The 21,653-nt window shown below is 66.7% G+C and carries 21 protein-coding genes and 1 tRNA gene; 7 read left to right on the forward strand and 15 right to left on the reverse strand.

Features of this window, described 5'->3' with window-relative positions; all coding sequences use genetic code 11:
• Positions 1 to 258: 258 nt before the first annotated feature.
• The 3 genes from lysA to argH form a co-directional block, all read right to left on the reverse strand.
• The gene (gene lysA / locus AUL36_RS03815; protein WP_062218235.1) at positions 259 to 1,524 is read right to left on the reverse strand and encodes a diaminopimelate decarboxylase; all 1,266 of its coding nucleotides are present in this window, start codon (positions 1,522 to 1,524) and stop codon (positions 259 to 261) included.
• Between the two features lie 33 nt (positions 1,525 to 1,557).
• A complete protein-coding gene (locus tag AUL36_RS03820) occupies positions 1,558 to 1,815 on the reverse strand; it encodes a hypothetical protein (RefSeq protein ID WP_062218238.1) in 258 nt (85 codons plus the stop codon).
• Positions 1,816 to 1,894: 79 nt separating this feature from the next.
• Positions 1,895 to 3,271: an argininosuccinate lyase gene (argH, locus tag AUL36_RS03825; protein ID WP_062218241.1), complete on the reverse strand. Its 1,377-nt coding sequence runs from the start codon at positions 3,269 to 3,271 to the stop codon at positions 1,895 to 1,897.
• Positions 3,272 to 3,313: 42 nt separating this feature from the next.
• Between argH and tlpA the strand changes: the two genes are divergently transcribed.
• Together tlpA and AUL36_RS03835 are read left to right on the forward strand one after the other, a co-directional pair.
• The gene (tlpA, locus tag AUL36_RS03830; RefSeq protein ID WP_062218244.1) at positions 3,314 to 3,994 is read left to right on the forward strand and encodes a thiol:disulfide interchange protein TlpA; all 681 of its coding nucleotides are present in this window, start codon (positions 3,314 to 3,316) and stop codon (positions 3,992 to 3,994) included.
• A 55-nt stretch (positions 3,995 to 4,049) separates the two neighbouring features.
• A complete protein-coding gene (locus AUL36_RS03835; RefSeq protein ID WP_156418250.1) occupies positions 4,050 to 4,988 on the forward strand; it encodes a hypothetical protein in 939 nt (312 codons plus the stop codon).
• 185 nt (positions 4,989 to 5,173) lie between these two features.
• Here the strand turns inward: AUL36_RS03835 and AUL36_RS03840 are convergent, their stop codons facing one another.
• The 6 genes from AUL36_RS03840 to AUL36_RS03865 all read right to left on the reverse strand — a co-directional run bounded on the left by AUL36_RS03840 (position 5,174) and on the right by AUL36_RS03865 (position 9,811).
• Entirely contained in the window at positions 5,174 to 6,052 is an 879-nt protein-coding gene (locus AUL36_RS03840) for a 3-hydroxybutyryl-CoA dehydrogenase (protein WP_058598601.1), read from the reverse strand.
• Between the two features lie 27 nt (positions 6,053 to 6,079).
• Positions 6,080 to 7,009, reverse strand: a complete 930-nt coding sequence (locus tag AUL36_RS03845; RefSeq protein ID WP_062218249.1) for an electron transfer flavoprotein subunit alpha/FixB family protein — start codon at positions 7,007 to 7,009, stop codon at positions 6,080 to 6,082.
• A 48-nt stretch (positions 7,010 to 7,057) separates the two neighbouring features.
• Entirely contained in the window at positions 7,058 to 7,804 is a 747-nt protein-coding gene (locus AUL36_RS03850) for an electron transfer flavoprotein subunit beta/FixA family protein (protein ID WP_062218252.1), read from the reverse strand.
• A gap of 172 nt (positions 7,805 to 7,976) precedes the next feature.
• The gene (locus AUL36_RS03855; RefSeq protein ID WP_062218254.1) at positions 7,977 to 8,549 is read right to left on the reverse strand and encodes a cob(I)yrinic acid a,c-diamide adenosyltransferase; all 573 of its coding nucleotides are present in this window, start codon (positions 8,547 to 8,549) and stop codon (positions 7,977 to 7,979) included.
• Between the two features lie 85 nt (positions 8,550 to 8,634).
• Entirely contained in the window at positions 8,635 to 8,823 is a 189-nt protein-coding gene (locus tag AUL36_RS03860; RefSeq protein WP_058598597.1) for a twin transmembrane helix small protein, read from the reverse strand.
• Between the two features lie 94 nt (positions 8,824 to 8,917).
• Positions 8,918 to 9,811 carry a DMT family transporter gene (locus tag AUL36_RS03865; RefSeq protein ID WP_058634828.1) on the reverse strand — a complete coding sequence of 298 codons (894 nt, stop codon included), beginning with the start codon at positions 9,809 to 9,811 and terminating at the stop codon, positions 8,918 to 8,920.
• A gap of 518 nt (positions 9,812 to 10,329) precedes the next feature.
• Between AUL36_RS03865 and AUL36_RS03870 the strand changes: the two genes are divergently transcribed.
• Positions 10,330 to 11,298, forward strand: a complete 969-nt coding sequence (locus AUL36_RS03870; RefSeq protein WP_062218258.1) for an AEC family transporter — start codon at positions 10,330 to 10,332, stop codon at positions 11,296 to 11,298.
• A gap of 4 nt (positions 11,299 to 11,302) precedes the next feature.
• Here AUL36_RS03870 and gluQRS read toward each other — a convergent pair whose 3' ends face one another.
• On the reverse strand, positions 11,303 to 12,184 hold the full coding sequence (gene gluQRS / locus AUL36_RS03875) for a tRNA glutamyl-Q(34) synthetase GluQRS (RefSeq protein WP_062218260.1): 882 nt from the start codon (positions 12,182 to 12,184) through the stop codon (positions 11,303 to 11,305).
• Between the two features lie 47 nt (positions 12,185 to 12,231).
• On the opposite strand from gluQRS, the gene AUL36_RS03880 reads away from it, so the two are divergent.
• Together AUL36_RS03880 and AUL36_RS03885 are read left to right on the forward strand one after the other, a co-directional pair.
• A complete protein-coding gene (locus tag AUL36_RS03880) occupies positions 12,232 to 12,918 on the forward strand; it encodes a DNA-3-methyladenine glycosylase family protein (protein WP_062218263.1) in 687 nt (228 codons plus the stop codon).
• 136 nt (positions 12,919 to 13,054) lie between these two features.
• On the forward strand, positions 13,055 to 13,615 hold the full coding sequence (locus tag AUL36_RS03885) for an HNH endonuclease (protein ID WP_058602598.1): 561 nt from the start codon (positions 13,055 to 13,057) through the stop codon (positions 13,613 to 13,615).
• Between the two features lie 193 nt (positions 13,616 to 13,808).
• On the opposite strand, the gene AUL36_RS03890 is transcribed toward AUL36_RS03885, so the two are convergent.
• Entirely contained in the window at positions 13,809 to 14,357 is a 549-nt protein-coding gene (locus AUL36_RS03890) for a disulfide bond formation protein B (protein ID WP_062218265.1), read from the reverse strand.
• A 211-nt stretch (positions 14,358 to 14,568) separates the two neighbouring features.
• On the opposite strand from AUL36_RS03890, the gene AUL36_RS03895 reads away from it, so the two are divergent.
• Positions 14,569 to 14,653: transfer RNA gene (locus tag AUL36_RS03895), tRNA-Leu, on the forward strand.
• 75 nt (positions 14,654 to 14,728) lie between these two features.
• Here AUL36_RS03895 and AUL36_RS03900 read toward each other — a convergent pair.
• Entirely contained in the window at positions 14,729 to 14,965 is a 237-nt protein-coding gene (locus AUL36_RS03900) for a hypothetical protein (protein WP_062218268.1), read from the reverse strand.
• A 174-nt stretch (positions 14,966 to 15,139) separates the two neighbouring features.
• Here AUL36_RS03900 and AUL36_RS03905 point away from each other — a divergent pair, with 174 nt between their 5' ends.
• Complete coding sequence (locus tag AUL36_RS03905) at positions 15,140 to 15,373, forward strand: hypothetical protein (protein WP_058602631.1); 234 nt, start codon at positions 15,140 to 15,142, stop codon at positions 15,371 to 15,373.
• A gap of 112 nt (positions 15,374 to 15,485) precedes the next feature.
• Here the strand turns inward: AUL36_RS03905 and AUL36_RS03910 are convergent, their stop codons facing one another.
• Genes AUL36_RS03910 through AUL36_RS03920 form a run of 3 tightly spaced genes read right to left on the reverse strand, consistent with a single transcriptional unit; the run spans position 15,486 to position 21,055 of the window.
• The gene (locus AUL36_RS03910; RefSeq protein WP_062218270.1) at positions 15,486 to 18,905 is read right to left on the reverse strand and encodes an SbcC/MukB-like Walker B domain-containing protein; all 3,420 of its coding nucleotides are present in this window, start codon (positions 18,903 to 18,905) and stop codon (positions 15,486 to 15,488) included.
• Positions 18,898 to 19,665 (reverse strand): DUF4194 domain-containing protein, encoded by a 768-nt coding sequence (locus AUL36_RS03915; protein WP_062218273.1) that lies wholly within the window; start codon positions 19,663 to 19,665, stop codon positions 18,898 to 18,900. Before AUL36_RS03915 ends, AUL36_RS03910 begins: the two co-directional genes overlap by 8 nt.
• Positions 19,655 to 21,055: a Wadjet anti-phage system protein JetA family protein gene (locus AUL36_RS03920; RefSeq protein ID WP_082655523.1), complete on the reverse strand. Its 1,401-nt coding sequence runs from the start codon at positions 21,053 to 21,055 to the stop codon at positions 19,655 to 19,657. Before AUL36_RS03920 ends, AUL36_RS03915 begins: the two co-directional genes overlap by 11 nt.
• Positions 21,056 to 21,653 lie beyond the last annotated feature (598 nt).

A 21,653-nucleotide genomic window follows, 5' to 3' on the forward strand; every position in this document is an offset into this window, starting at 1 on the left:
ACAGGCGGGCGGGCCTCGGTCCCGTCTCCCACGCGAAACCCATAGGCTTCGGGCAACGCCGGAACGGAATGCGGATCGCCCGGCCATCAGCCGCTCGTCCGAGATAACCTAACAGTTTCTATGGCGAAGACGAGGCCGTCGCGAAGGCGTGAACGGGCAAGAGGCCCGGCGCGGCCACGCGCCGCAACCGATGCAAACGCGTTCGGCACAGGGCGACAGGGCGGCACGCGCAAGCGCCGCCCGGCCCACCGCGATCCGTCAGAGCCAGTCCGGCACGCGGTCGAGCGCGATGATTTCGTCCACGCTCATGCGCGGGCGGATCACGGCGTAGCGGTCGTCCTTCACCAGGACTTCGGGCACCAGCGCGCGGGTGTTGTAGGTGCCGGACTGAACCGCGCCGTAAGCGCCGGCCGAGGCGATGGCGACGAGATCGCCCGGCTTCAGAGCCGGCAGCGAGCGCTCCTTGGCCATGAAGTCGCCGCTCTCGCAGACCGGGCCGACGACATCGACCGTCACATAGTCGGACTGGCCGTCCGGCTCCACGACCGGGCGGATCTCGTGCCAGGCCTCATAGAGCGTCGGGCGGATCAGATCGTTCATCGCGGCGTCCACGATCACGAAGGTGCGGCCCGCCTCTTCCTTCACGTAGACGACCTCGGAAACGAGAATCCCGGCATTGGCCGCGATCAACCGCCCCGGCTCGAAGATGACCTTCGCGCCCAGCGCGCGCACATGCTTCTTCACCGTCTCGGCATAGGCCGGCGGGCCAGGAGGGGGCTCGTTGGACGCGCGATAGGGCACGCCGAGGCCGCCGCCGAGATCGATATGGGTGATGGAATGGCCCTTGGCGCGCAGGCGGCCGACGAGTTCGGCGAGCTTGGCGAAGGCGAGATCGAAGGGCTCGAGTTCCGTGATCTGCGAGCCGATATGCATGTCGATGCCCGAAACGGCGATGCCCGGCAGCGAGGCGGCGAGATCATAGACCGCTTCCGCCCGTTCGAAGGCGATGCCGAACTTGTCGGACTTCTTGCCCGTCGAGATCTTGGCGTGGGTGCGCGCGTCCACATCCGGGTTGATGCGGAAGGAGACATGGGCGGTGCGCCCGAGCGCCACGGCGCGCTCGGAAATGGCGCGAAGCTCGGGCTCGGATTCGATGTTGAAGCAGAAGATGCCAGCGTTCAGCCCGGCGTCGATTTCCTCGGCCGTCTTGCCGACACCCGAAAACATGATCTTCTCAGGGGGAATGCCCGCCAGGAGCGCGCGCTTCAACTCGCCGCCCGAGACGACATCGGCGCCCGCGCCGAGCCGGGCCAGCGTTTTCAGGACGGCCTGGTTCGAATTGGCCTTCATCGCGTAGCAGACGGTCGCGTCGATATCGGCGAAGGCTTCCGCAAACACGCGGTAATGGCGCTCCAGCGTGGCGGTGGAATAGCAGTAAAAGGGCGTGCCGACCTCGGCCGCGATCTGCCTGACATCGACAGCCTCGCCATGGAGGATTCCGTCACGATATTCGAAATGGTTCATGGAAATGGCCGGGCGCGGGGAGACGAAGGGGGACTAGTTAAGCAGGCCGTCGAGAAAGAAGGGTTTCTTGTCCGCGCCGGGATTGCGGGTCACTTCGGTCGGCACGACCGAAAGCGTGGAGGCGAGTGGCGTCGCCTTGGGCAGGCGGGCGGTGCCATCGGGCGCAGCCACCACGGCGCGCGAGACCTGACCGTCCGCGCGCTTGGCGACAGGCACGGATTTCACGCCGCAGCCGGCCAAAGTCCCGGCCAATGTGAGCCCGAGCGCCAGAGTGATGCAGCGTCTGTTCATGCCGTCCGTCCGTTCTGCCGGAGATGGAGGCCGGAACGCGCCGGCCGCCCTTGATGCATAGACTGTCCCCGCCGGGAAATCACCCCTCGGCGGAGAGGCGCTCGCGCCAATGGCGCACCTGCGCGCGCACGTTGTCCGGCGCGGTGCCGCCGAAGCTCGTGCGGCTGGCGACGGAGGCGTCCACCGAGAGAACCGAATAGATCGCATCGGTGATGCGCCCGTCGAGCTGGCGGAGATCCTCCAGCGGCAAAGCTTCGAGCGCCACACGCCGTTCCTCGGCCATGGCGACGGCGCGGCCCGTGACGTGATGGGCCTCGCGGAAGGGCAGGCCGAGCTCGCGCACCAGCCAGTCGGCGAGATCGGTCGCGGTCGAGAAACCGGCTCCGGCGGCGGCGCGCATCTTCTCGGCGTTCACCTGGAGATCGCTGACCATGCCGGTGACGGCGGCGAGCGCGAGGGCCAGATTGTCGATCGCGTCGAAGACCTGTTCCTTATCTTCCTGCATGTCCTTGGAATAGGAGAGCGGCAAGCCCTTCATGATGGTGAGCAGCGCCACGAGCGAGCCGTTGATGCGGCCCGTCTTGGCGCGCACCAGCTCGGCCGCGTCCGGGTTCTTCTTCTGCGGCATGATGGAGGAGCCGGTGGAGAAGGCGTCGGACAGGCGCACGAAGTCGAATTGCGGCGTCGACCAGATCACGATTTCTTCGGCCAGACGCGACAGATGCGTCGCCGCGATCGAGGCGGCGGCCAGGAATTCCAGCGCGAAATCGCGATCGGAGACCGAATCCAGCGAATTGCGCGTCGGCTCGCGGAAGCCCAGCGCCTCGGCCGTGCGATGCCGGTCGATCGGGAAGCCGGTGCCGGCGAGCGCGGCGGCGCCGAGCGGCGACTCGTCCATGCGCCGGATCGCGTCCCGCACTCGGCCCCGGTCGCGCGCGGCCATCTCGACATAGGCGAGGCAATGATGGCCGAAGGTCACGGGCTGCGCAGCCTGAAGATGGGTGAAGCCCGGCATCACGGTTGCGGCATGTTCCTCGGCCCGGTCCACCAGCGCCTCGATCAGAAGGCGCAGTGCGCGATCGAGATCGCCGGCCGCGTTCTTCACGAACAGGCGGAAATCGACGGCGACCTGATCGTTGCGCGAGCGCGCGGTGTGCAGGCGCCCGGCGGCGGGGCCGATCAGCGCGGAGAGACGCGCCTCGACATTCATGTGAATGTCCTCGTGCGCGACCGAGAACTCGAAGCGGCCCTCGTCGATCTCGTCGCGGATCCGTTCGAGGCCGCGCCTGATTTCCGCCGCGTCTTCTTGAGAAATGATGCCTTGGGCGGCGAGCATGGCAGAATGGGCAATCGACCCGGCGATGTCTTCGCGGTAAAGCCGCTTGTCGAAGGAAATGGAGGCGTTGATCGCTTCCATGATCGCACTGGGGCCCGAAGCGAAGCGTCCGCCCCACATTTCGTTGCTTGTCTTGCCGCTCACGAAAAGGCCCTTCTGCCGATGTCGGACCTCCCATCCCAGCCGCCCCGGACGCCGAAGCGTGGAACGAAAGGGATCGTCGGCCTTGCTCTTCTGGCCGGCGTTCTTGCCGGTGCGCTCGGCGTATACGTGATGGAAACGCGCTCTGGCAACGCAAGCGTGGCGGGCACCTGCCCGCTCAAGGACGGTTTGCGCCAGTCGCTGGACAAGGCGGCGCATGGCGAGGTCGCGGCGGTGGCGCTGCTCGACCAGCCCATCGACGTTTTCCATCTCGCCTTCAAGGACGCGAACGGCCAAGCCACGAGTCTTGGCGCGATGAAGGGCCAGTCGCTGCTCGTCAATCTCTGGGCGACCTGGTGCGCGCCCTGCCGGGCCGAGATGCCGGCGCTGGACGAGCTGGAGAAGACGGCGGGCGACGAAAGCTTCGCCGTGGTGCCGATCAATATCGACATGGGCGACGTCGCCAAGCCCAAGACCTTCTACGCCGAAACCAAGCTCACCGCCCTGCCCTTCTTCCGCGACGAGACGATGGGCGTCTTCAACGAGTTGAAGAAGGCGAGCGTGGCGGTGGGCCTGCCGGTGACGCTGCTGGTCGATGCCGAAGGCTGCGCGCAGGCCGCGATCAACGGCCCGGCGCATTGGTCGAGCCCGGACGCGCTGGCGCTAGTGGATGTGTTGAAGGGCGCGGGAGGCGGGAGCTAGAGCATTTCCAGCGAAAGCTGGATCGGCTTTCGCTCGCGGACAATGCGAGAAGAAAGTGCCAGAGCACATCAGGCGAACCTATGTTCGAGGGAAGTGCTCTAGCGGGGCGAAGCTCCGACATGCGGGACTGTCCGCGCGGCTGGAGTTCCAGGGTATTTCTTGTCCGTGCGTCTCGAAAACCGCCTTTTGCCCTTCCATCGGCAGTCGGGATATTGTCGCAACAACGACGCGGCTGTTAGCGCTCAGCGAGTTCCGTCAGGAGAACATCGCCATGCCGATGACCCGTCTCGAATTCGAAAGGTCCTTCTTCAACCCGGAGAACAAGATCGTTCGTCGCGCCTTCATTCTGGAAGCCTTAGCGAAGGGCCCCAAGTGGCGCGAATGGGCCAAGGCGGGGAGAACGCAGACAGTGCCCGCGATCTATAACGATCTCGTTTTCGCGGCCTGCTACGGCTTCTTCCGCAACAGCCCGACCCGCAATCGTATTGCGCAGATGCGGGATTTCCTGTGGTGTCGTGGCGCGACGGATTGCGGCTTTCTCGTCAATCCATTCCATCAGGCGAGCGATGCCCGCAAACAGGTTGGACAGACGGCAGTATCCGTTACCCAGGATTTCGCGAAGGCGGAAGCGGCCGCGCAGATCCCCGGCAGCGTCGAGAAAGTGAAGATCCCGGATTCGGCCGCCACGAACATCTACGCATCGATCTACAGCGAAATGTGGCTTCCCAACGGATCCATGAAAGCCTTCATTGCCAGCGCCGATCAGGGTGCGGCCATTGCCAATATCGGACCGAATGTCGCGACCATCGCCTCCGACGAGGGGATGTCGCTCTGGCTGACGTCGCTGGCCAAGCGTTTTGCGGGGACGACATCGGGAGCCGCCCGCTATGGTGAGACCTTCAACACAGACTATCTCGGACTCACCGGCCCCGACGCGGCAGGCACGGTCGGCAGGATTGGCACACGGCGCGTCGCCATCGGAGCGCACCGCTGAGTCGTATTTCGGGGTTGTGCGGAGTTTCCCTCATCGTCACCTTGGATGAAGAATCGGGAAGGTTGAGGCGGCCTTAGAGCCGGTGCGCGGGAGTGACTGGCGGCAAGAGTGGACCGGACCTGCGGAGCGAAGCGCGCGTGGTTTCGCTCCGCGCTCTCAACCTCGCTCCTGCCTATCCATAGGCGCTAGCGTGTGGGCACCGGCGTTTCGCCGCGATAGTCGTAGAAGCCGCGCTTGGTCTTTCGGCCGAGCCAGCCGGCCTCGACATATTTCACCAGAAGCGGGCATGGGCGATATTTGGAGTCGGCCAGCCCGTCATGCAGCACCTGCATGATCGACAGGCAGGTATCCAGGCCGATGAAGTCGGCGAGCTGGAACGGGCCCATCGGATGGTTGGCGCCCAGCCGCATGGAGGCGTCGATCGATTCCACCGAGCCGATGCCCTCGTGCAGCGTGTAGATCGCCTCGTTGATCATCGGGATCAGGATGCGATTGACGATGAAGCCGGGAAAATCCTCCGACACGATGATCGTCTTGTCGAGCTTCTGCACGACGGCCTTGGACGCCTCGAACACCGCATCATCGGTGGCAATGCCGCGCACGAGTTCCACCAGCTTCATCACCGGCACGGGATTCATGAAATGAATGCCGAGGAAGCGCTCGGGCCGGTCGGTGCCGGCCGCCAGCCGCGTGATCGAGATGGAGGAGGTGTTGGAGGCCAGAATCGCGTCCGGCCGCAGCACCGGGCAGACCTGCGCGAAGATGCGCCGCTTGATCTCTTCCTTCTCGGTCGCCGCCTCGATCACGAGATCGCAGGGGGCGAGATCGTTCACCCCATCGGCGGCCTTCAGCCGGGCCAGCGCTTCGTCGCGCTCGGTGGCGGCGATCTTCTCGCCCGCCACTTGCCGGTCCAGCCCCGCCTGCACCTTGGCGACGCCTTGGCGCGCCTGCTCGAAGCTGACATCGTAAAGCACGACGTCGAACCCGGCGAGCGCGCAGACCTGCGCGATCCCCGTTCCCATCTGACCCGCGCCGATGACGCCGACGGTTCGCACTTCGCTCATGGCAGCGACCTTTTTCGGTAAGACGGATCAGAGCTTGCCGGTCAGTTCAGGCACCAGCGTGAAGATATCGCCGACGAGGCCGTAGTCGGCGACCTGGAAGATCGGCGCGTCCTCGTCCTTGTTGATGGCGACGATGACCTTGGAATCCTTCATGCCGGCGAGATGCTGGATCGCGCCCGAGATCCCGGCCGCGACATAAAGATCGGGCGCCACGACCTTGCCGGTCTGGCCGACCTGCCAGTCGTTCGGGGCATAGCCGGCGTCCACCGCCGCGCGGCTGGCGCCCACGGCCGCGCCGAGCTTGTCGGCCAGCGGCAGCATGACCTCCTCGAACTTCTCCTTGGAGCCCAGCGCGCGGCCGCCCGACACCACGATCTTGGCGCCCGACAACTCGGGCCGCTCGGAATGGGCGACCTCCTGGCCGACGAAGCGCGACACGGCCGGATCGCTCGCCCCTGAAACGTTTTCGATAGCGGCCGAGCCCTCCTCGCCCGCCGCCGCGAAGGCGCTGGTGCGAATGGTCAGAAGCTTGACGGCGTCCTTGGAGCGCACCGTCTCCACCGCATTGCCGGCATAAATCGGGCGCTCGAACGTGTCCGCGCCATGAACCGCGATCACATCCGACACCTGCATCACGTCGAGAAGCGCGGCGGCGCGGGGCAGAACGTTCTTGGCGGAAGCCGTCGCCGGGGCGACGACGGCGCCATAGGCGGGAGCCAGCTGCACGATCAGCGCCGCCAGCGGCTCGGCCAGCGCATGGCCATAGAGCGCGGCATCGGCCAGAAGCACCTTGGCGACGCCCGATAGCTTGGCGGCGGCCTCGGCCACCGGCGCGCAGCCCTCACCGGCCACGAGGAGATGGACGTCAGCGCCGAGTTGGCTTGCGGCCGTCAGCGCCTTGGCGGTCTCGCCCGAAAGATGCGCGTTGTCGTGTTCGGCGATCAGAAGCGTAGTCATGGAACGAACCTCGAAATCCAAGAGAAGCAGCGGCGGAAGCGGGTCGGATCAGACCAGCCCGGCGCCCTTGAGAGCGGAGACCAGCTCGTCCACCGAGCCGAGCTTGACGCCGGCCTGACGCCCCTTGGGCTCGGCGGTCTTCAGGACTTCCAGCCGGGGCGTGGTGTCGACGCCGAAATCGGCGGCGCTCTTTTCTTCCAGCGGCTTCTTCTTGGCCTTCATGATATTGGGCAAGCTCGCATAGCGCGGCTCGTTGAGACGAAGATCGGTGGTGACGATCGCGGGCAAAGTCAGCCCGACGGTCTGCAAGCCGCCATCGACCTCACGCGTCACGCTGGCCTGACCGTCCGCGATCTCGAGCTTGGAGGCGAAGGTGCCTTGCGCCCAGCCGAGCAGGCCGGCGAGCATCTGGCCCGTCTGGTTGCAGTCGTCGTCGATCGCCTGCTTGCCGAGGATCACGAGATCGGGCTGTTCCGCCTCGACCACGCCTTTCAGAATCTTGGCCACCGCCAGCGGCTCGACCGTGCCCTCGGCCTTCACCAGGATGCCCCGGTCGGCGCCCATGGCGAGCGCGGTGCGGATCGTGTCGGCCGCCTGCGCGGGGCCGATCGAGACGGCGACGATCTCGGCCGCCCTGCCCTTCTCCTTCAGGCGAACCGCTTCTTCCACGGCGATCTCGTCGAACGGGTTCATGCTCATCTTCACGTTGGCGAGCTCGACACCCGTGCCGTCCGCCTTCACGCGGATCTTCACGTTGTAGTCCACCACACGCTTCACGCAGACAAGAATCTTCATGCCGTTCTTTCCTCACAGCCGGCCCTGGAGCAGCCCCCTGAGTCGGACGATCCGTGTTCCCTGGCTCTTTCTTATGAAGCACCGACCATCGCTTCAAGTCGAAGTCGCGCCCGCGAACCAAACTAGATGACTTTTACGTTCACGTCAAAATTTTCAAACGACGGCTCAAACGTCAGCGGTTCGCGCCCGGCACCCAGAGAACGTCGCCCCGGCCCTTGTCATTGGCATGGCGCGCCATGACGAAAAGAAGGTCCGAGAGGCGGTTCACATAGCGGATCGCGGCCGAGGACACGCGCTCGCCGCCGACCTCGCCTAGCGCCACCATCAGCCGTTCGGCGCGGCGCGCCACGGTGCGCGCGAGATGGAGATGGGCCGCAAGGGGCGTTCCCGCCGGCAGAACGAAGGAGCGAAGCGGCTCGAGTGCGACGTTCAGCCGGTCGATCTCGCGCTCCAGCGCGTCCACCTGCGGCTGAATGATCGACAAGCGCTGAAACGGCAGGGGCTCGCCGGTTTCGGGGGTCGCCAGATCGGCGCCGAGATCGAAGAGGTCGTTCTGAATGCGCGCCAGAAGCGAATCCACCTCACCCGTCGCGTGCAACCGGGCGAGCCCAAGCACGGCGTTGAGTTCGTCCACCGTGCCGTAGCTCTCGACCCGCGCATCCGCCTTGGAGCGTCGCTCGCCATTGCCGAGCCCGGTGGTGCCGTCGTCGCCCGTGCGCGTATAGATCTTGTTCAGCCGTACCATGACCGCCCGTTCCCCGTCGTCCGCCGCCGTTTGTCGCGAAAGACGCAAACTAGGGCAAGGGGGCCGAAAGGCTCGGCAATGAGCGCTAACGCGCGAAGTAAATCACCGCCACGATGACCGCGACTGCGATGGCCTGCAGCATGACGCGCATTCGCATCAGCTTCTGCGACGTGTTGCCCGGCCCGCCCACCATCATGTTGCGAAGCCCCATGAGCAGAACCACGGCGACGGCGACCATGAAAGCAAGAGCGACGAAGGACAGGACACTGGACATGGGGGCGGCCTTTGCCGAGCGGAGGAGCGTGTCGCAGATATAGGCGCTGCGACGGGCTGGCGCGAGCGCCAATGGGCGCGACCTCGCGTCCCGCCTATTCCCGCCGCCGCGCGGAGGTTCGTGTCGCGAGCCACACGCCGGCAGCCGCCACGAGCATTCCCAGAAGCTGGACCAGTGTCAGCCGTTCCCCGAACAGGACGAACGCCATGAGCGCCGTCACCGAGGGCACGAGATAGAACAGCGAGGCGACGCTCGAGACCGAGCCGTTGCGGATCAGGACGAGCAGCAGCATGACCGCGCCGATCGACAGGGCGAGCGTCAGCCAGGCGAGCGAGAGCACGAGTTCCAGCGTCCAATCCACCCGCATCGTCTCGAACAGGAACGCGGCGAGCGCCACCGGCACGAGCGCGCCGACATATTGCGCGCAGGCCCCGACGCGCAGGTCCAGTCCGGTGACGAACCGCTTCTGCCAGACCGTGCCGAGCGCGATGGCGACGACGCCGATCAGCGCGGGAACGAGCGTCGCCGGCCCGAAGGCCGCGCCCGTTCCCAGCTTGGGGGCGACGACGAGGAACACGCCGACAAGGCCGATGGCGAGCCCCGTCTGATGGCGGCGCGTCAGACGCTCGCCCAGGGCCGCGCGGGCGATCAGCGCGGTGAAGAAGGGCTGGAGCCCGGCAACGAGCGCCGTGATGCCGGCCGGAAGCCCGTGGCGCACGGCAAAGAACACGCCACCGAGATAGACGCCATGGATCAGGCTGCCGGCAAAGGCGGCATGGCCGAGAGGGCGCAGGGGAACGCCCCGCCTGCGCAGGAGATAAAGCGCCACCGGCAGCAGCAGCAGAATGGCCAGCGCGAAGCGCAGGGCCAGAAAGGTGAAGGGTTCGGCATGGGGCATGGCGTATCGCGCACCCACAAAACCGGTGGACCAGAGCAGCACGAACAGAACGGGGAAGGCCGGCAGAAGCCGCTGGGTCAGGCCACTCATGTCAGGTCTCGCGCTCCCGCATCGAACAGGACGGCGCGGTGGAATGTGAACATGTCCTGCATGGCGCATCCGAAGGATCGGGCGACATCGCCCGCCGTGCCGGATCGCCCAACGCCGCCTCTCGATCGGACAAGCGTTTTTCCGGCCTCGCTTGGGTGAGCGGATACAAGACCTGTCCTTGGTCCAAGACAGTCCCGGCTTGGGCGATAGCAGGTCGGGAATTGGCGAGAAAGGCAAATCCGCCTGCCTCCCCCGCGACTGGAAAGAGGAGGCGGAGCCTTGCGAAGCGTCCGGGCCGAGGCCTCGGCAGGCTTGGACCATGAAGATTGATGACGCTATCCGCACAGACTCCCCCGGCATGCGTCGCCTCAGCGGACATATTCTCGTTCGGCCGCGAGCCCTCGCCCGCATTCGAGGCTTCACTTGGTCAAAGCGGACGGCACCGCGCCTGATCTGTCGCCAGTTCGCCCTCGCGTTGCTAAGGACAGCGCGTTCCTGCTCGCGTCCCGGATGCCCCGATGAGTCTCGTCCTGTCGATCGTCGCGCCGATCTTCATTCTGATCGCCCTCGGCGCGCTAGTCGCCAAGCTGAAGCTCCTGCCCGACACGACAGGCGAGGTGCTGACGCAGTTCGTGTTTCTCGTTGCCGTGCCGGCGCTGATGTTTCGCACGCTCGCCACCGCCGAGTTCGGGCAGGCCAATCCGCTCTTGCTTTGGGCGAGTTACTTCGCCGGCGTTCTCGTGAGCTTCGGCTTGGGCATGGTGATCGCGCGCAAGCTCGCGGGCGTCGATCGGCGCGGCGCGGTGATCGGAGGTGTCTCGGCCTCCTTCTCCAACCTCATCTTCGTAGGCATTCCCGTGGCCGAGCGGGCCTTCGGGCGCGAAGGTCTCGACGTGCTCGCCCTTATCATCTCCATCCATCTGCCGGTGATGATGACGGCCTCCACGCTGCTGCTGGAGCGGGCGGCCGTGGCCGACGCGCGGGCCGGATTGACGAAAGGGCCGGTGCCCGCCCCCTCCGCGCGGCGCACGCTGGCACAGGTCGGGCGCAACCTGTCCCGCAACGCGCTGGTCTATGGCCTCGCGCTCGGCGCGCTCTGGCGGCTGACCGACCTGCCGCTGACCGGCCCCGTCGCGGAAGTGTTGAAGGTGCTGGGCGGCATTGCCGGGCCGGTCGCGCTGTTCGCGGTCGGCTTCTCGTTGCCGCGCTATCCCATCCGGGGGGCGCTGCGAGCGCCCAGCGTCATCACGGCGCTCTCGCTCCTGATCCAGCCGCTCGTGGTGTTTCTCGTCGGCTCGCTGATTCTGCCGCCGCTCTGGCTGGCCGTCGCCGTGGTGGCCGCGGCCTCGCCGACCGGGGTGAACGCCTATCTCTTCGCGACCTATTTCAAGACCGCCGAGGGTCTATCGGCCACTGTCATCGTCGTCACCACCGTGGTCTCGGCCCTGACCCTGACGGCCTGGATCGCCTTCATGACGGGTGCCTGAGCGCTTAGAGCCCGACCATGCGCCTGATATAGGCGGGCGTCATCCCGGCCTCGCCCAGCGCGCGCACGCTGGCCGCCCCATCACTTTTGGAAAGCTTGCGCCCGTCCTCACCCAGAATCAGCGCGTGATGGTGATAGCGCGGCACGGGCAGGCCGAGCAGTGCCTGAAGCAGGCGATGAACCGACGTGGACGGCAGGAGATCGCAGCCGCGCACGACATCGGTGACGCCCTGAAGCGCGTCATCCAGTGTCACGGCCAGATGATAGCTCGTCGGCAGGTCCTTGCGCGCCAGAACCACGTCGCCCCAAAGCGCTGGCTCGGCCAGAACCTCGTCTTCGCTTCCATTTCCGGTTTCTATAAAGCTCAGCGGCCCTTCGAGCCGCGCCAGCGCCGCCGCCATGTCGAGCCGCCAGGCAAAGGGCGCGCCATCGCGTATGCGTGCGCGGCGCTCGGTGGGCGTCAGGTCGCGGTCGAGGCCGGGATAGATCGGCGCGCCGTCCGGGTCACGCGGCCAGGCTTGGCATTCCCGCTCCTCATGGAGCGCGGCAAAGCCCTTCACCTCGCCCCGCGTCATGAAGGCGGGATAGACGAGCCCGGCGTCCCGCAGCGCGGCAATCGCCGCCTCGTAGTCGGCGAAATGCTCGGATTGCCGGCGCGGCGGCGCGTCCGGTGTCAGCCCCAGCCATACGAGGTCGGACAGGAGGCTGGCTTCCAGTTCCGGCGTACAACGAGCGAGGTCGATGTCTTCCAGGCGCAGCAGGAACTGCCCACCTACCTCACGTGCCATGTCGTGGTTGAGACAGGCCGAATAGGCGTGCCCCAGGTGAAGACGCCCGTTGGGGCTCGGCGCGAAACGAAAGACGCGTTGGGCGGGCGACAGGCTCATGAGCCCATTCTAGAACCGATGACGAACAGAGGCACAAGGGAGCCGGCATGATCCACACGCTTGCCGACATCGAAGCGGCACTGGACGCTCTGGTTCGGGCCGATCCGCGTCTCGCCCCGGTCGTGGCGCGCGCCGGCCCCGTGCCGCTGCGGCGCACGGTCGGCGGCCTGCGTGGGCTGGTCGGCACGATCGTCGCCCAGCAGGTGTCGCGGGCGAGCGCGGACGCGATCTTCGCGCGGTTGGCGGGCGAGGTGGATCTCGACGACGCGGCGGCGCTTCTAGGCGCGTCGGACGAGGCGCTGCGTCGGGGCGGCCTGTCGCGTCCCAAGATGCGCACGCTGCGCGCCATCGCTGAGGCCGTCACGACCGGCGCGCTCGACTTCGACCGGCTGGAGCGGCTCGACGCGGACAGCGCCATCGCCGAGATGGTGGCGATTCACGGAATCGGCCGCTGGACGGCGGAGTGCCATCTCCTGTTCGCCCTGGGCCACCCGGATGTCTTTCCGGCCGGCGATCTGGCCCTTCAGGTTGCGGTCGGCCACGCGCTGAACCTGGCCGAACGGCCCAAGGAGAAGCCGCTGGCCCAGTTCGCCCAGCGCTGGTCGCCGCATCGCGCCACGGCCGCGAGGCTGTTCTGGAGCTATTATGCCGCCATCACGCGGCGGGATGCTGCGCCCGCCGCACCGCCCATCGCTCGGGAAAACCCGCCCGATGTGAACCATGATGCCGGCTAACCCCTTCCAAGGCTTCACAAAGACGACATGTTGGAGCACGATAGTGCAGACGCATTTGAAACGAGCATGAGCATACGGTTCGCACGGCCGGCTCCCGTTCTTGCGAAACCGCTGCCTTGCGTGAAGGAGAGCATCCTTGACGATCGCAGTGCCGTCCAACTTGTCTCCCGCGCTCGTGTTGAACGCGGACTTCAGACCGCTGAGTTATTATCCGCTGTCGCTTTGGTCGTGGCAGGACGCCATCAAGGCTGTATTCCTCGACCGCGTGACGATTCTGGCGGAGTACGATCGCGCGGTCCATTCGCCGACCTTCTCCATGCGGCTTCCGTCGGTCGTGTGCCTGAAGACCTATGTCAAACCAACCCGTCACCCGGCTTTCACGCGCTTCAACGTCTTCCTGCGCGATCGCTTTCAGTGCCAGTATTGCGGCTCGCCGCATGATCTGACCTTCGACCACGTCATCCCGCGCTCGCGCGGCGGCCTGACAACGTGGGAGAATGTCATAACCGCCTGTTCGCCCTGCAATCTCAAGAAGGGCGGACTCATGCCGAAGGACGCCGGGATGCACCCGCACCAGCCGCCCTATCAGCCGACCGTGCACGATCTGCACAACAATGGCAGGCTGTTCCCGCCGAACTTCCTGCATGAAAGCTGGCTCGACTATCTCTATTGGGATTCGGAACTCGACCCGGAATAAGAATCAGGGACAGAACCCTACGGTTCGGCCCACAGGGGCTTCGTGCAAATGGGCGCCGTTGGTGATGCGTCGTCTCGCGCCCCTTGGGCGGGCCGCGGGTCTCGCTCGTCCGGACGCCGCCTCGCCGGCAAGGGGAATCTATCGCCGGTCATCCGCCGCAGGGTTCTGTCCCCGATTCTGAGCGAACGCGCCGTCAGTGCGCCTGAAAGCGGTCGCCCGGCGCGAAGGCGCCGCGAAGCGCGATCGCGGCGAGAACTGCGGAGAGGATCGCGTTCCAGCCGGCCAGCGACAGGCCGAAAATGCGCAGGGCCGCCTCCGAGCAGGAGGGCGGATGCACCGCATCCAGCGATTGGAGCAGATCGCCCGACAGGTTCATGCTGCCGGCCGCCGCGCAATCGGTCGGCCCCGCCCAGAAGCTCCATTCGACGCCCGCATGATAGACGCCGAGCGCGAGGCTCCACAGCATCAGCCCGCCGACAACGAGAAGCAGGCCGCGCGTCAGGATGGCCGGCGCGCGCAGGCGCGAAGCGGCGAAGGCGAGAATCGCCAGCGGAATGCCGATATAATGGGGCGTGCGCTGCTCCAGGCAGAGCGCGCAGGGCATATAGCCGCCGACATGCTGGAACAGGAGCGCGCCGCCGACCGTCGCCGCCATGCCGAGCCCAACCAGCGCGGCGCTGACGCTCTGGCGAAAGCCGGCGGGCCGGTGCAGGAAGAATGGGGCGTCGCTGGAACCGGACATGGCTCGCCTCGATAAAGTGCGGGGGCGCGGCCCCTTCCGCCGCCCTCATAGTCCCTCCCTAGCCTGCCCGCAATTCACGAGGCGCCCGATCCGTTGGTCCCAGGCTTTTACGCTTCGTCAACGCAAAGGAGAGTGACAAACCGCTCGGACTTGGGCTATAGCCTAGCGGCCGGTCGGGTGAGCCTGTCTCCTCGGCATCCATGGCCTTTGTGCGGGCGTGGTGGAATTGGTAGACGCGCCGGACTCAAAATCCGGTTCCGCAAGGAGTGTCGGTTCGACCCCGACCGCCCGCACCATGTTTTGTTCATTTTCAAGCTGATCTGCGGGACGCGCTTGCGGCCTTCGCGGACCAGCGGCGCGAGCCTGTTCCGTCAGACCGTGGTGCCGAGCGTGTCGTCCGCCTCATCGTCCGGGTCCTCGCCCGACGGCGTGGGGTCCTGATCGCGCGTCATCCCGGCTCCACCGCGATCGACGCTCCGGTCGGGCGTTACATCGGGCACGCCTTGGCCTGGGTTCTCCGACGAGGGATCGACCGGCTGGGGTCCGATATCGCCGATGCCGCCGCCGGTGGAGGCGTCGTCGAGATGGGGTCGGTCTGTGTTGGACATATCCGTCTCCTGATAAGCTTCTCTTGGAGACAAGCCCTCGAAGCGCGCACCGTTCCCTCGAACGGTCGGAAAACGGGTTGCCAAGCTTCGGGCAAGCGAAGAGGCGGCATCTGCGCGGCCCGTTCCCCTCGCATCCCCAAGCGGGTGGAGCGCCCCTCTTGCCGGGAGTCCGCCATGTCGCGCCGCCTGTCCCTCGTCCTCGTTCTGGCCGTGCTCGTCGCCGGCAGCGGCTATTATGCCTATCGCTGGTTCACGCCCGACAGCGCGGCCGACCTCGCCCGCGTCGGCCAATGCGAGCGCTATCGCGAGGCGATGAGCCGCGTCGAGGCGGGGCTGGAGAGCGAAATCCAGGCCGACCCGAACGAAATCCAGATGGTTCTGGACGAGTGCCAGAAGCAGGGGCACTGACGCCTGAGACAATCCCTGATGGCGGCGCCCTGAGCGCCGGGCGCCCGCCCTACGAGCTTGAAGGCCGGGCGGCGAGCGGCGCGGAGATGGCGAGGGCTCCCAAACCCCTCGCTTATTCCGCCGCCGTGCGAAACCCTTCGACGCCGCGATGATCGGGGTTCAGGGCGGCGAGCGCGGCCTTGGCGGCGGAGCCCGGATGCTCCGTGTCGATATAGACCGCGCGCCCGTCCAGCGCCTTGTTGACGAGGACGATCGTGTCGAGAACCTCGGTGAAGGTGGCGCGTTTGTCCTCCGGGCCGGCGATCAAAACCTGAAGGCCGAGATCGTGGAAGAAGCGCAGGAGCGCCTGCGTGTTCGGCACGTCCAGCTTGTTGAAGGCTTCGTCAAACAGCGCCAGCCCCATGCCGACCGGCCGGCCGGCGATATGGCCGGGGAAATAGGCGAGCGCCAGCGAAGCCGCGATGGCGACGTAGAAGGGCACCTGCGCCTCGCCACCCGAGCCCTTCATGGCGCGCGAGGAGAGCGTGGTGCGCCCGCCCTGCGCGTCGGTCATGACGATTTCGAACGTGTAGTATTGGCGATAATCGGCGAGCTGCGCGGCATCCTCACCGCCTTCGATCATCGCCTCGACCTCGTCCATCGAGGTCTCGAAAATCTCGTCGGTCAGCTCGCCCTCGGCCGCCTTCAGCGCCAGTTCGTGCATACGCTGGAACTTGCCGTTGACGGCGAAGGTGAAGGCATAGGTCTGCCCGGTGAAGCGGTGGCGCTTCAGGAGACGGTTGATGCCCTCCAGACGGTAGGTGACCTTGCCGAGCTTGTCCGACAGGCGGGTGAGCAGGTCTTCGCGCAGGATGCGGCGCATCTCCTCACCGGCCTTGGCGCAGGATTCGCGGTAGCCGCGCAGCTCGTTGTTTTCGAGGCGGTCCAGTTCAGCGAAGACAAAGCGGCAGCCCGCCGCCATGCCGTCCGCGTCGATCGGCGGCACGGAGACGCGCCAGCTCGCGGCATATTCGGCGAGATCGCGCAGCGAGGCCAATTGCTCGCGCCGCGCGGCGCTCGCCGCCTCTTCCGAGGCCGTGCGCGCCTCGTTGCGTTTCAGCGCCAGCCAGGACATCGGGTCGGCGCGCTTTTCCTCTTCCGCCCGGATCTCGGCGCGCAGCGCCGCGCAGATGGCAGCCGCGCCCTTGCCGCCTTCGCGATCGAGGCCCAGAAGTTCGCGATTGGTCTCGGCGTCCATCAGGATGAAGCTGCGCCGGCGCTGCGTCACGCCCGCGCGAAGCTGGCTGGCCGCCATGTCCACCTTGGCGCGGGCGGTCGCCACCATCTGTTGCAAAGCCTGAACGCGCGGCTCGACCTCCTCGCGCAGCTCCTGGGCATGGGCGTCCCGCTCGGAGCGGATGTCGGACAGTTCAGCGCGCAGGCCCTTGGCGTCGCTTTCCTCCACCAGCGTCCGGTCGCGCGAGAGCGTTTCGCGGCGGCGGGCGGCGGATATCAGGCGGTGTTCGAGATCGAAGGGGCCGGGCTCGGCGCGCAGCGTATCCAGAAGCGGCCCGAGCAGCCGGCCGGCGTCGCGGACCGTGCGCAAGCGATCGCGCGCCTCGGCAAGCCGCGCGCGCAAGGTGACGGCTTCGGCCTTGAGATCCGAGAGATCGCCCCCGCCCCCGCCGCCCCGGCCGAACAGAAGCTCGCGCAGATCGCGCTGTACGGAGAGACCCATGCCCGAGGAGGTCTTGCCGTTGCGCATCACGCCGCGATCAAGACGGTCAAGTTCAGCGTCGGTCTCCGCCTTGCGGAAGGCGCCGATGCGCACGGCCAGAAACGCCTTGGCGTGTTCGTCCGATGTGCGCAGCGCCTCCACGATACTGCCGGCCTGCACATGGGCATTGGTGGAGCGGGTGGCCGAGGTCTTCACCAACGTGCAGCCGGAGAATGTGTTGCGGTCGCTCCACATGAGATCGAAGGCGTGCTGGAGCAGCGGCGGCTGCACGATGATGGCCTCGCGCCCGCGCCCGAGCAGCGCCTCGGCGGCATATTGCCAGGACGGGTCCGCGATCTCCACGACATCGCAGAGCGGCACGGCGGGAATGCCTGCGCTCTGGAGCGCGGCGAGAAGCTTCGTCGCCTCGCGCGAAAGGAGCGCACCTTGCGGGCGCTGCAAGCCGCCCTCGACCCGCTCCAGCCGCTCCTGCAGGCGGCGCGTTTCGTCGAGCAGCGCGTCGGCCTTGGCGTCCAGCTCGTGCTGCCAGTTCTCGGCGCGCGTCGCCTCTTCCACCAGCGCCTGCAAGCGCTCGCCGCGCCCGCGCAGGGCCTCGGCCGGGGGCAGATCGCCCGAAGACAATGCCAACGCTTGGCGCGCGGCGTCGGCGGCGCGCCCGTCTGACGGCTTCAGGGCGTCGTGCAGCCGCACGAGATGGGCCAGCGCCTCGCGCAGCTTCAGCCAGAGTTTCTCGGCCTCGGCCAGATCACGGGCAGCCAGTTTGTCCTCGGCGTCGATCTGGCGAAGCTGCGCCTCGCCGCCGGCCGCGCCCAGCAGGGCTTCCTTGGAGCGGATTTCCTCGTCCCAGCCACGGATCCACTCGCGCCGGCTTTCCAGAACGCCGCGCTCCAGCTTCAGCTCGCCCTCGCGCGCATGGAGCACGGCGCGGCAGGCCTTGAGTTCATGGGCCAGACGGCGCGTCTCGAAGGCGCTGGCGCGCCAGCGTTGCCGGTCGGCCGACAGGCGCGCGCCGGCCCAAAGGCGGAAGCGATCGGCAATGCGCAGCGCGTGCTTGTGGCGCGCCTCGACATCGGCGATTAGCCGCTCCAGCTCGCGCCATGTCGCGATGGAGGTGCGAACGCGCTCCACATCCAGCGGCTCGGGCTCCAGCACGAAATCGCGCACGAAGAGCGTTGGATCAAAGATCGGTTTGAAGGCCAGCGCATTGGAAAAGGCGCGCAGGAAGTGCTTCGGGTTGGGCGGGGTCGCCCCATTGCGCATCAGCGTGAGCATATGCGCGGTGAACTTCTCGGCCGAGTTGCGAAACTCTTCCATGCCGGGATGCTCGGCCCGCAGGGAGGCCGCGATCTCGCTCCACGGCGCGATCGTGCTGACGCCCTTCACGCGCCGCCGGACATGGGCCACCGAAAAGGCGTGCCCCGGAATGACGAAGCGCGAGAGCACATCCTCGCGGCTGTCGCCATGGCGCGCCGACAGAGCCACGCCGACCGTGATCGGCTCTTCGGTGTAGTAGTTGCGGAAGGTCAGCGCGAGGATCGTCTCGCAGGAGGAGCGCAGCGGCTTGCCGTCTTCGGCCGGATCGCCCGTCATGCCCAGGCAATATTCGAGCACGCTGCGCGAGGAGCGGCCTGATGCGCTGGCATTGAGGTTCAGGCGGTTCTGATTGACGCCGGTGATGACGGACTGGATCGCGTCCTGGATCGAGGACTTGCCCGCGCCCGTCGGGCCGATCAACGCGGCCTCGCCCCGGATTTCGATGTCCTTGGCGTCGATCAGATACCAGTTGATGAGGGAGATACGCGAAAGACTATACATCGCTCTCGCCCTCCTTTTCGTTCGTGTTCGCCGCCAGGCCGGCTGTGTCGGCTGAAGCCATGTTCGCCGCTTCGGCCGTTTCCGGCGCTTCGCCCGCCTCCGGCTCGCTCAGGGCTTCGCCCGAGGCCGCCGGCTCGACGGCCCAAAGCAGGAGATCGCGAACATAGCTGTCCGGCACGAGAATGGCGATGCCCGGCAGGATGGCGAGGGTCGAGACGCGGCGCACCCGGTCCCGCTCGCCGAGCCGCAACGCGCCGTGTCGCGCGAACATGCGCAGAATGTCGAGAAGCCGCGTTTCCTCGGGCGGCGGCGATTGGGTGACGGTGACGAGCCGGTCCACCAGATCGTCGGTGTTGGTGTCCACGATTCCGGCCTCGCCCACCTCATGGGCGCGCAGCGACTCCTCCCAGAGAAGCCGCAGCGCCAGAAGCACCAGCGTCTCGTCCTTGCGCAGCCGCTCGAACACGCCGTCATAGCGCGCCTCGTCGGCGGGCACGGACAGCGCCACCATCTGGTCGCGCGGCGAGATCACGAGGCGATAGCCGAGCGAGCCGAAATAGCGCTCGAAAAACGTCGGATAGGCGCGCACCATGTCATAGGTCCGCCCGATGCCCGGCGTGTGCGAATAAACGCATTGGCGCGTGATCATGACCTGAAGCGCGCGCGTCAGTTCCTCGCCGGACGGGCGGCGGCCGGCGATATGGCCGCCGGCCCATTCGCCATCCACGATGTCGCGGAATTCGTCGGTCTCACGCTGCATTCCGGCTCGCCTCCCCTCGGCGGCGGATCAGGAAATCCTGACAGGTGATCCAGTCGTTGGAGCAGCGCTCGGTCAAAAGCTCGATCTCGTAGGAGCGCGCCAGCGTGCCGTTGAAGATCGACGGGATTTCGCGCAGGCGCTGGAAGGCCACGAAATCATCGACACTCTCGATCGGCATGTCGCGGCCCCGCATTTCCGGCCGGCCGGCGAGCGCGGTTTCGAGATAGGCCGAGAGGCGCTCGGGCGTCACGCGCGTGCGCCGGACATATTCTTCCTTCGCCCTGGCATAGAGCAGCGCGGCGGGATCGGGCGCGCGGTCGGAGAGGATCGTGCGCGTGATCGCCGGCTTCTCGCGGCGGGGCGCGGGAATGTGGACGGGGCCGAGCGGCAGGATGCGCGGCAGAAGCGCGGGAGCCACCGAAATCGCATCGCCCTTGGCCGCCGCCACGGCCTTCATCGCGTCGGCAAGGCCCACTTCCGAGCGGTTCTGGATGCGGTCCATGTAGCGCGCGGTGTTGGCGATGCGCCGCTCGATGCGCGCCACCGTCGCGTCGATGCCGGCCAGATGCTCTTCGGCTGCCTCGAACACATGGGCGATGATGGCGAGTTCCTCGCGCACCTTGGCTGCGCCGGAGGCCGCGTCACCCGCCCGCCCCTCTCGCGCATAGGCCGCGCCCAGCGCCTCCACGAGGCCGCCATCCTCGCCCATGGCCGCGGCCTGGCGCAGGATGCCGCCCCGGAAGCGGAACGGGTTGTCGCGCGTGTGCAGCGTCTTGAAATCGCGGATCAGATGGCGCTCCACGAAATTCTCGAAGAAGTGCCGGAAGACCTCGCGCAGCGAGGGCTGGCTCAGGATACGCTCCTCGGCCTGTCGCAGCGAGACCGAGACGGTGCGCATATGCGACATGAACTCGTTGGCCCCGCGCAGCGCGTTGCGCAGGTTTTCCGAGCGCTCAGCCGGATCGCCCGCCGCGCTTTCCAAGGCGCTCAGGACGCCCAGCACCGCGCCGCCATAGCTCAGCGTTTCGCCGCGCTCGATGTCGGACAGGAGATGCAGAAGCCCGCTCGCTTCGGGGTCGAGATCCACGAGCTTGAGATAGCGCTCGCGATATTCCACCAGCCAGCCGGTTTCCACCAGCCGCTCATAAGCGGTGCGGGCGCGCTCCTCCGCCTTGGTGTTGGGGCCTTCATCCTCCAGCTTGGAGTCTTCGGGCGCGCGGCGCGCCAGGAAGGCGTCGATCTCGGCGATCACGTCCGCGCGGCGCGGCACGATGCCCGACAGGGTGAAGGTGCGGTGGTGAAGATGCAGCAGAAGGTCGGCGTAAAGCCGGCGCGACGACGACGCCAAAGGCTTGAACAGGTCGGGCGGCAGGACGTCGAAAAGCGGCATTCGAACCTTGGCGTGGCTGGGATCACCGCGTCGGCTCGGGCGGGAGCGGCCGCGCCTTCATACCAGACATGGCGTGGCGATCAACCGCCGCGCTCGGGTGGCCGTCGCGTGCTTCCCGCAATTCCCTCGCCAAATCATGGAGTTCTCACAGCCTGTCGCTGTCTGAAGGCCGAATGGAAAGGACCACCAGAGCGCAAGCCTTGATTGGCACAGGCTGAGTTTCCCAACGCGGCTCGTCGCCCTGCGTTGCCGAGTATACAGTGACCACGGCGCCTTGATCGCCCCCGGCAAAGTAGCGGCCGCATGGACGGCGCAGGCCGGAAGGATGCAACAGGCTCGTCGTTTTGACAGCGCTATCGGCTGGCCCATCGTACCGCTCCCTCCGCTCTGCGGGCAGGCAAGTACGCGTCCGGCGCCCCATATCAGACGATCCCCTCGCAACGACATCTCACCGCGAGGTTGCATCCTCAAAGCTACAATCCAAAGGAATGCATGGTACTGCAAGGCATAACCCTGGAACATGACCTCTTCCGGCTATGGGTAAAGCTATTCGACAGAATACTGATAATAAACGTCTTTTAACGCAACGGATTGTCCT

Origin of the sequence: Aureimonas sp. D3, assembly GCF_001463805.1 — a bacterium.
Taxonomy (GTDB): Bacteria; Pseudomonadota; Alphaproteobacteria; order Rhizobiales; family Rhizobiaceae; genus Aureimonas; species Aureimonas ureilytica_A.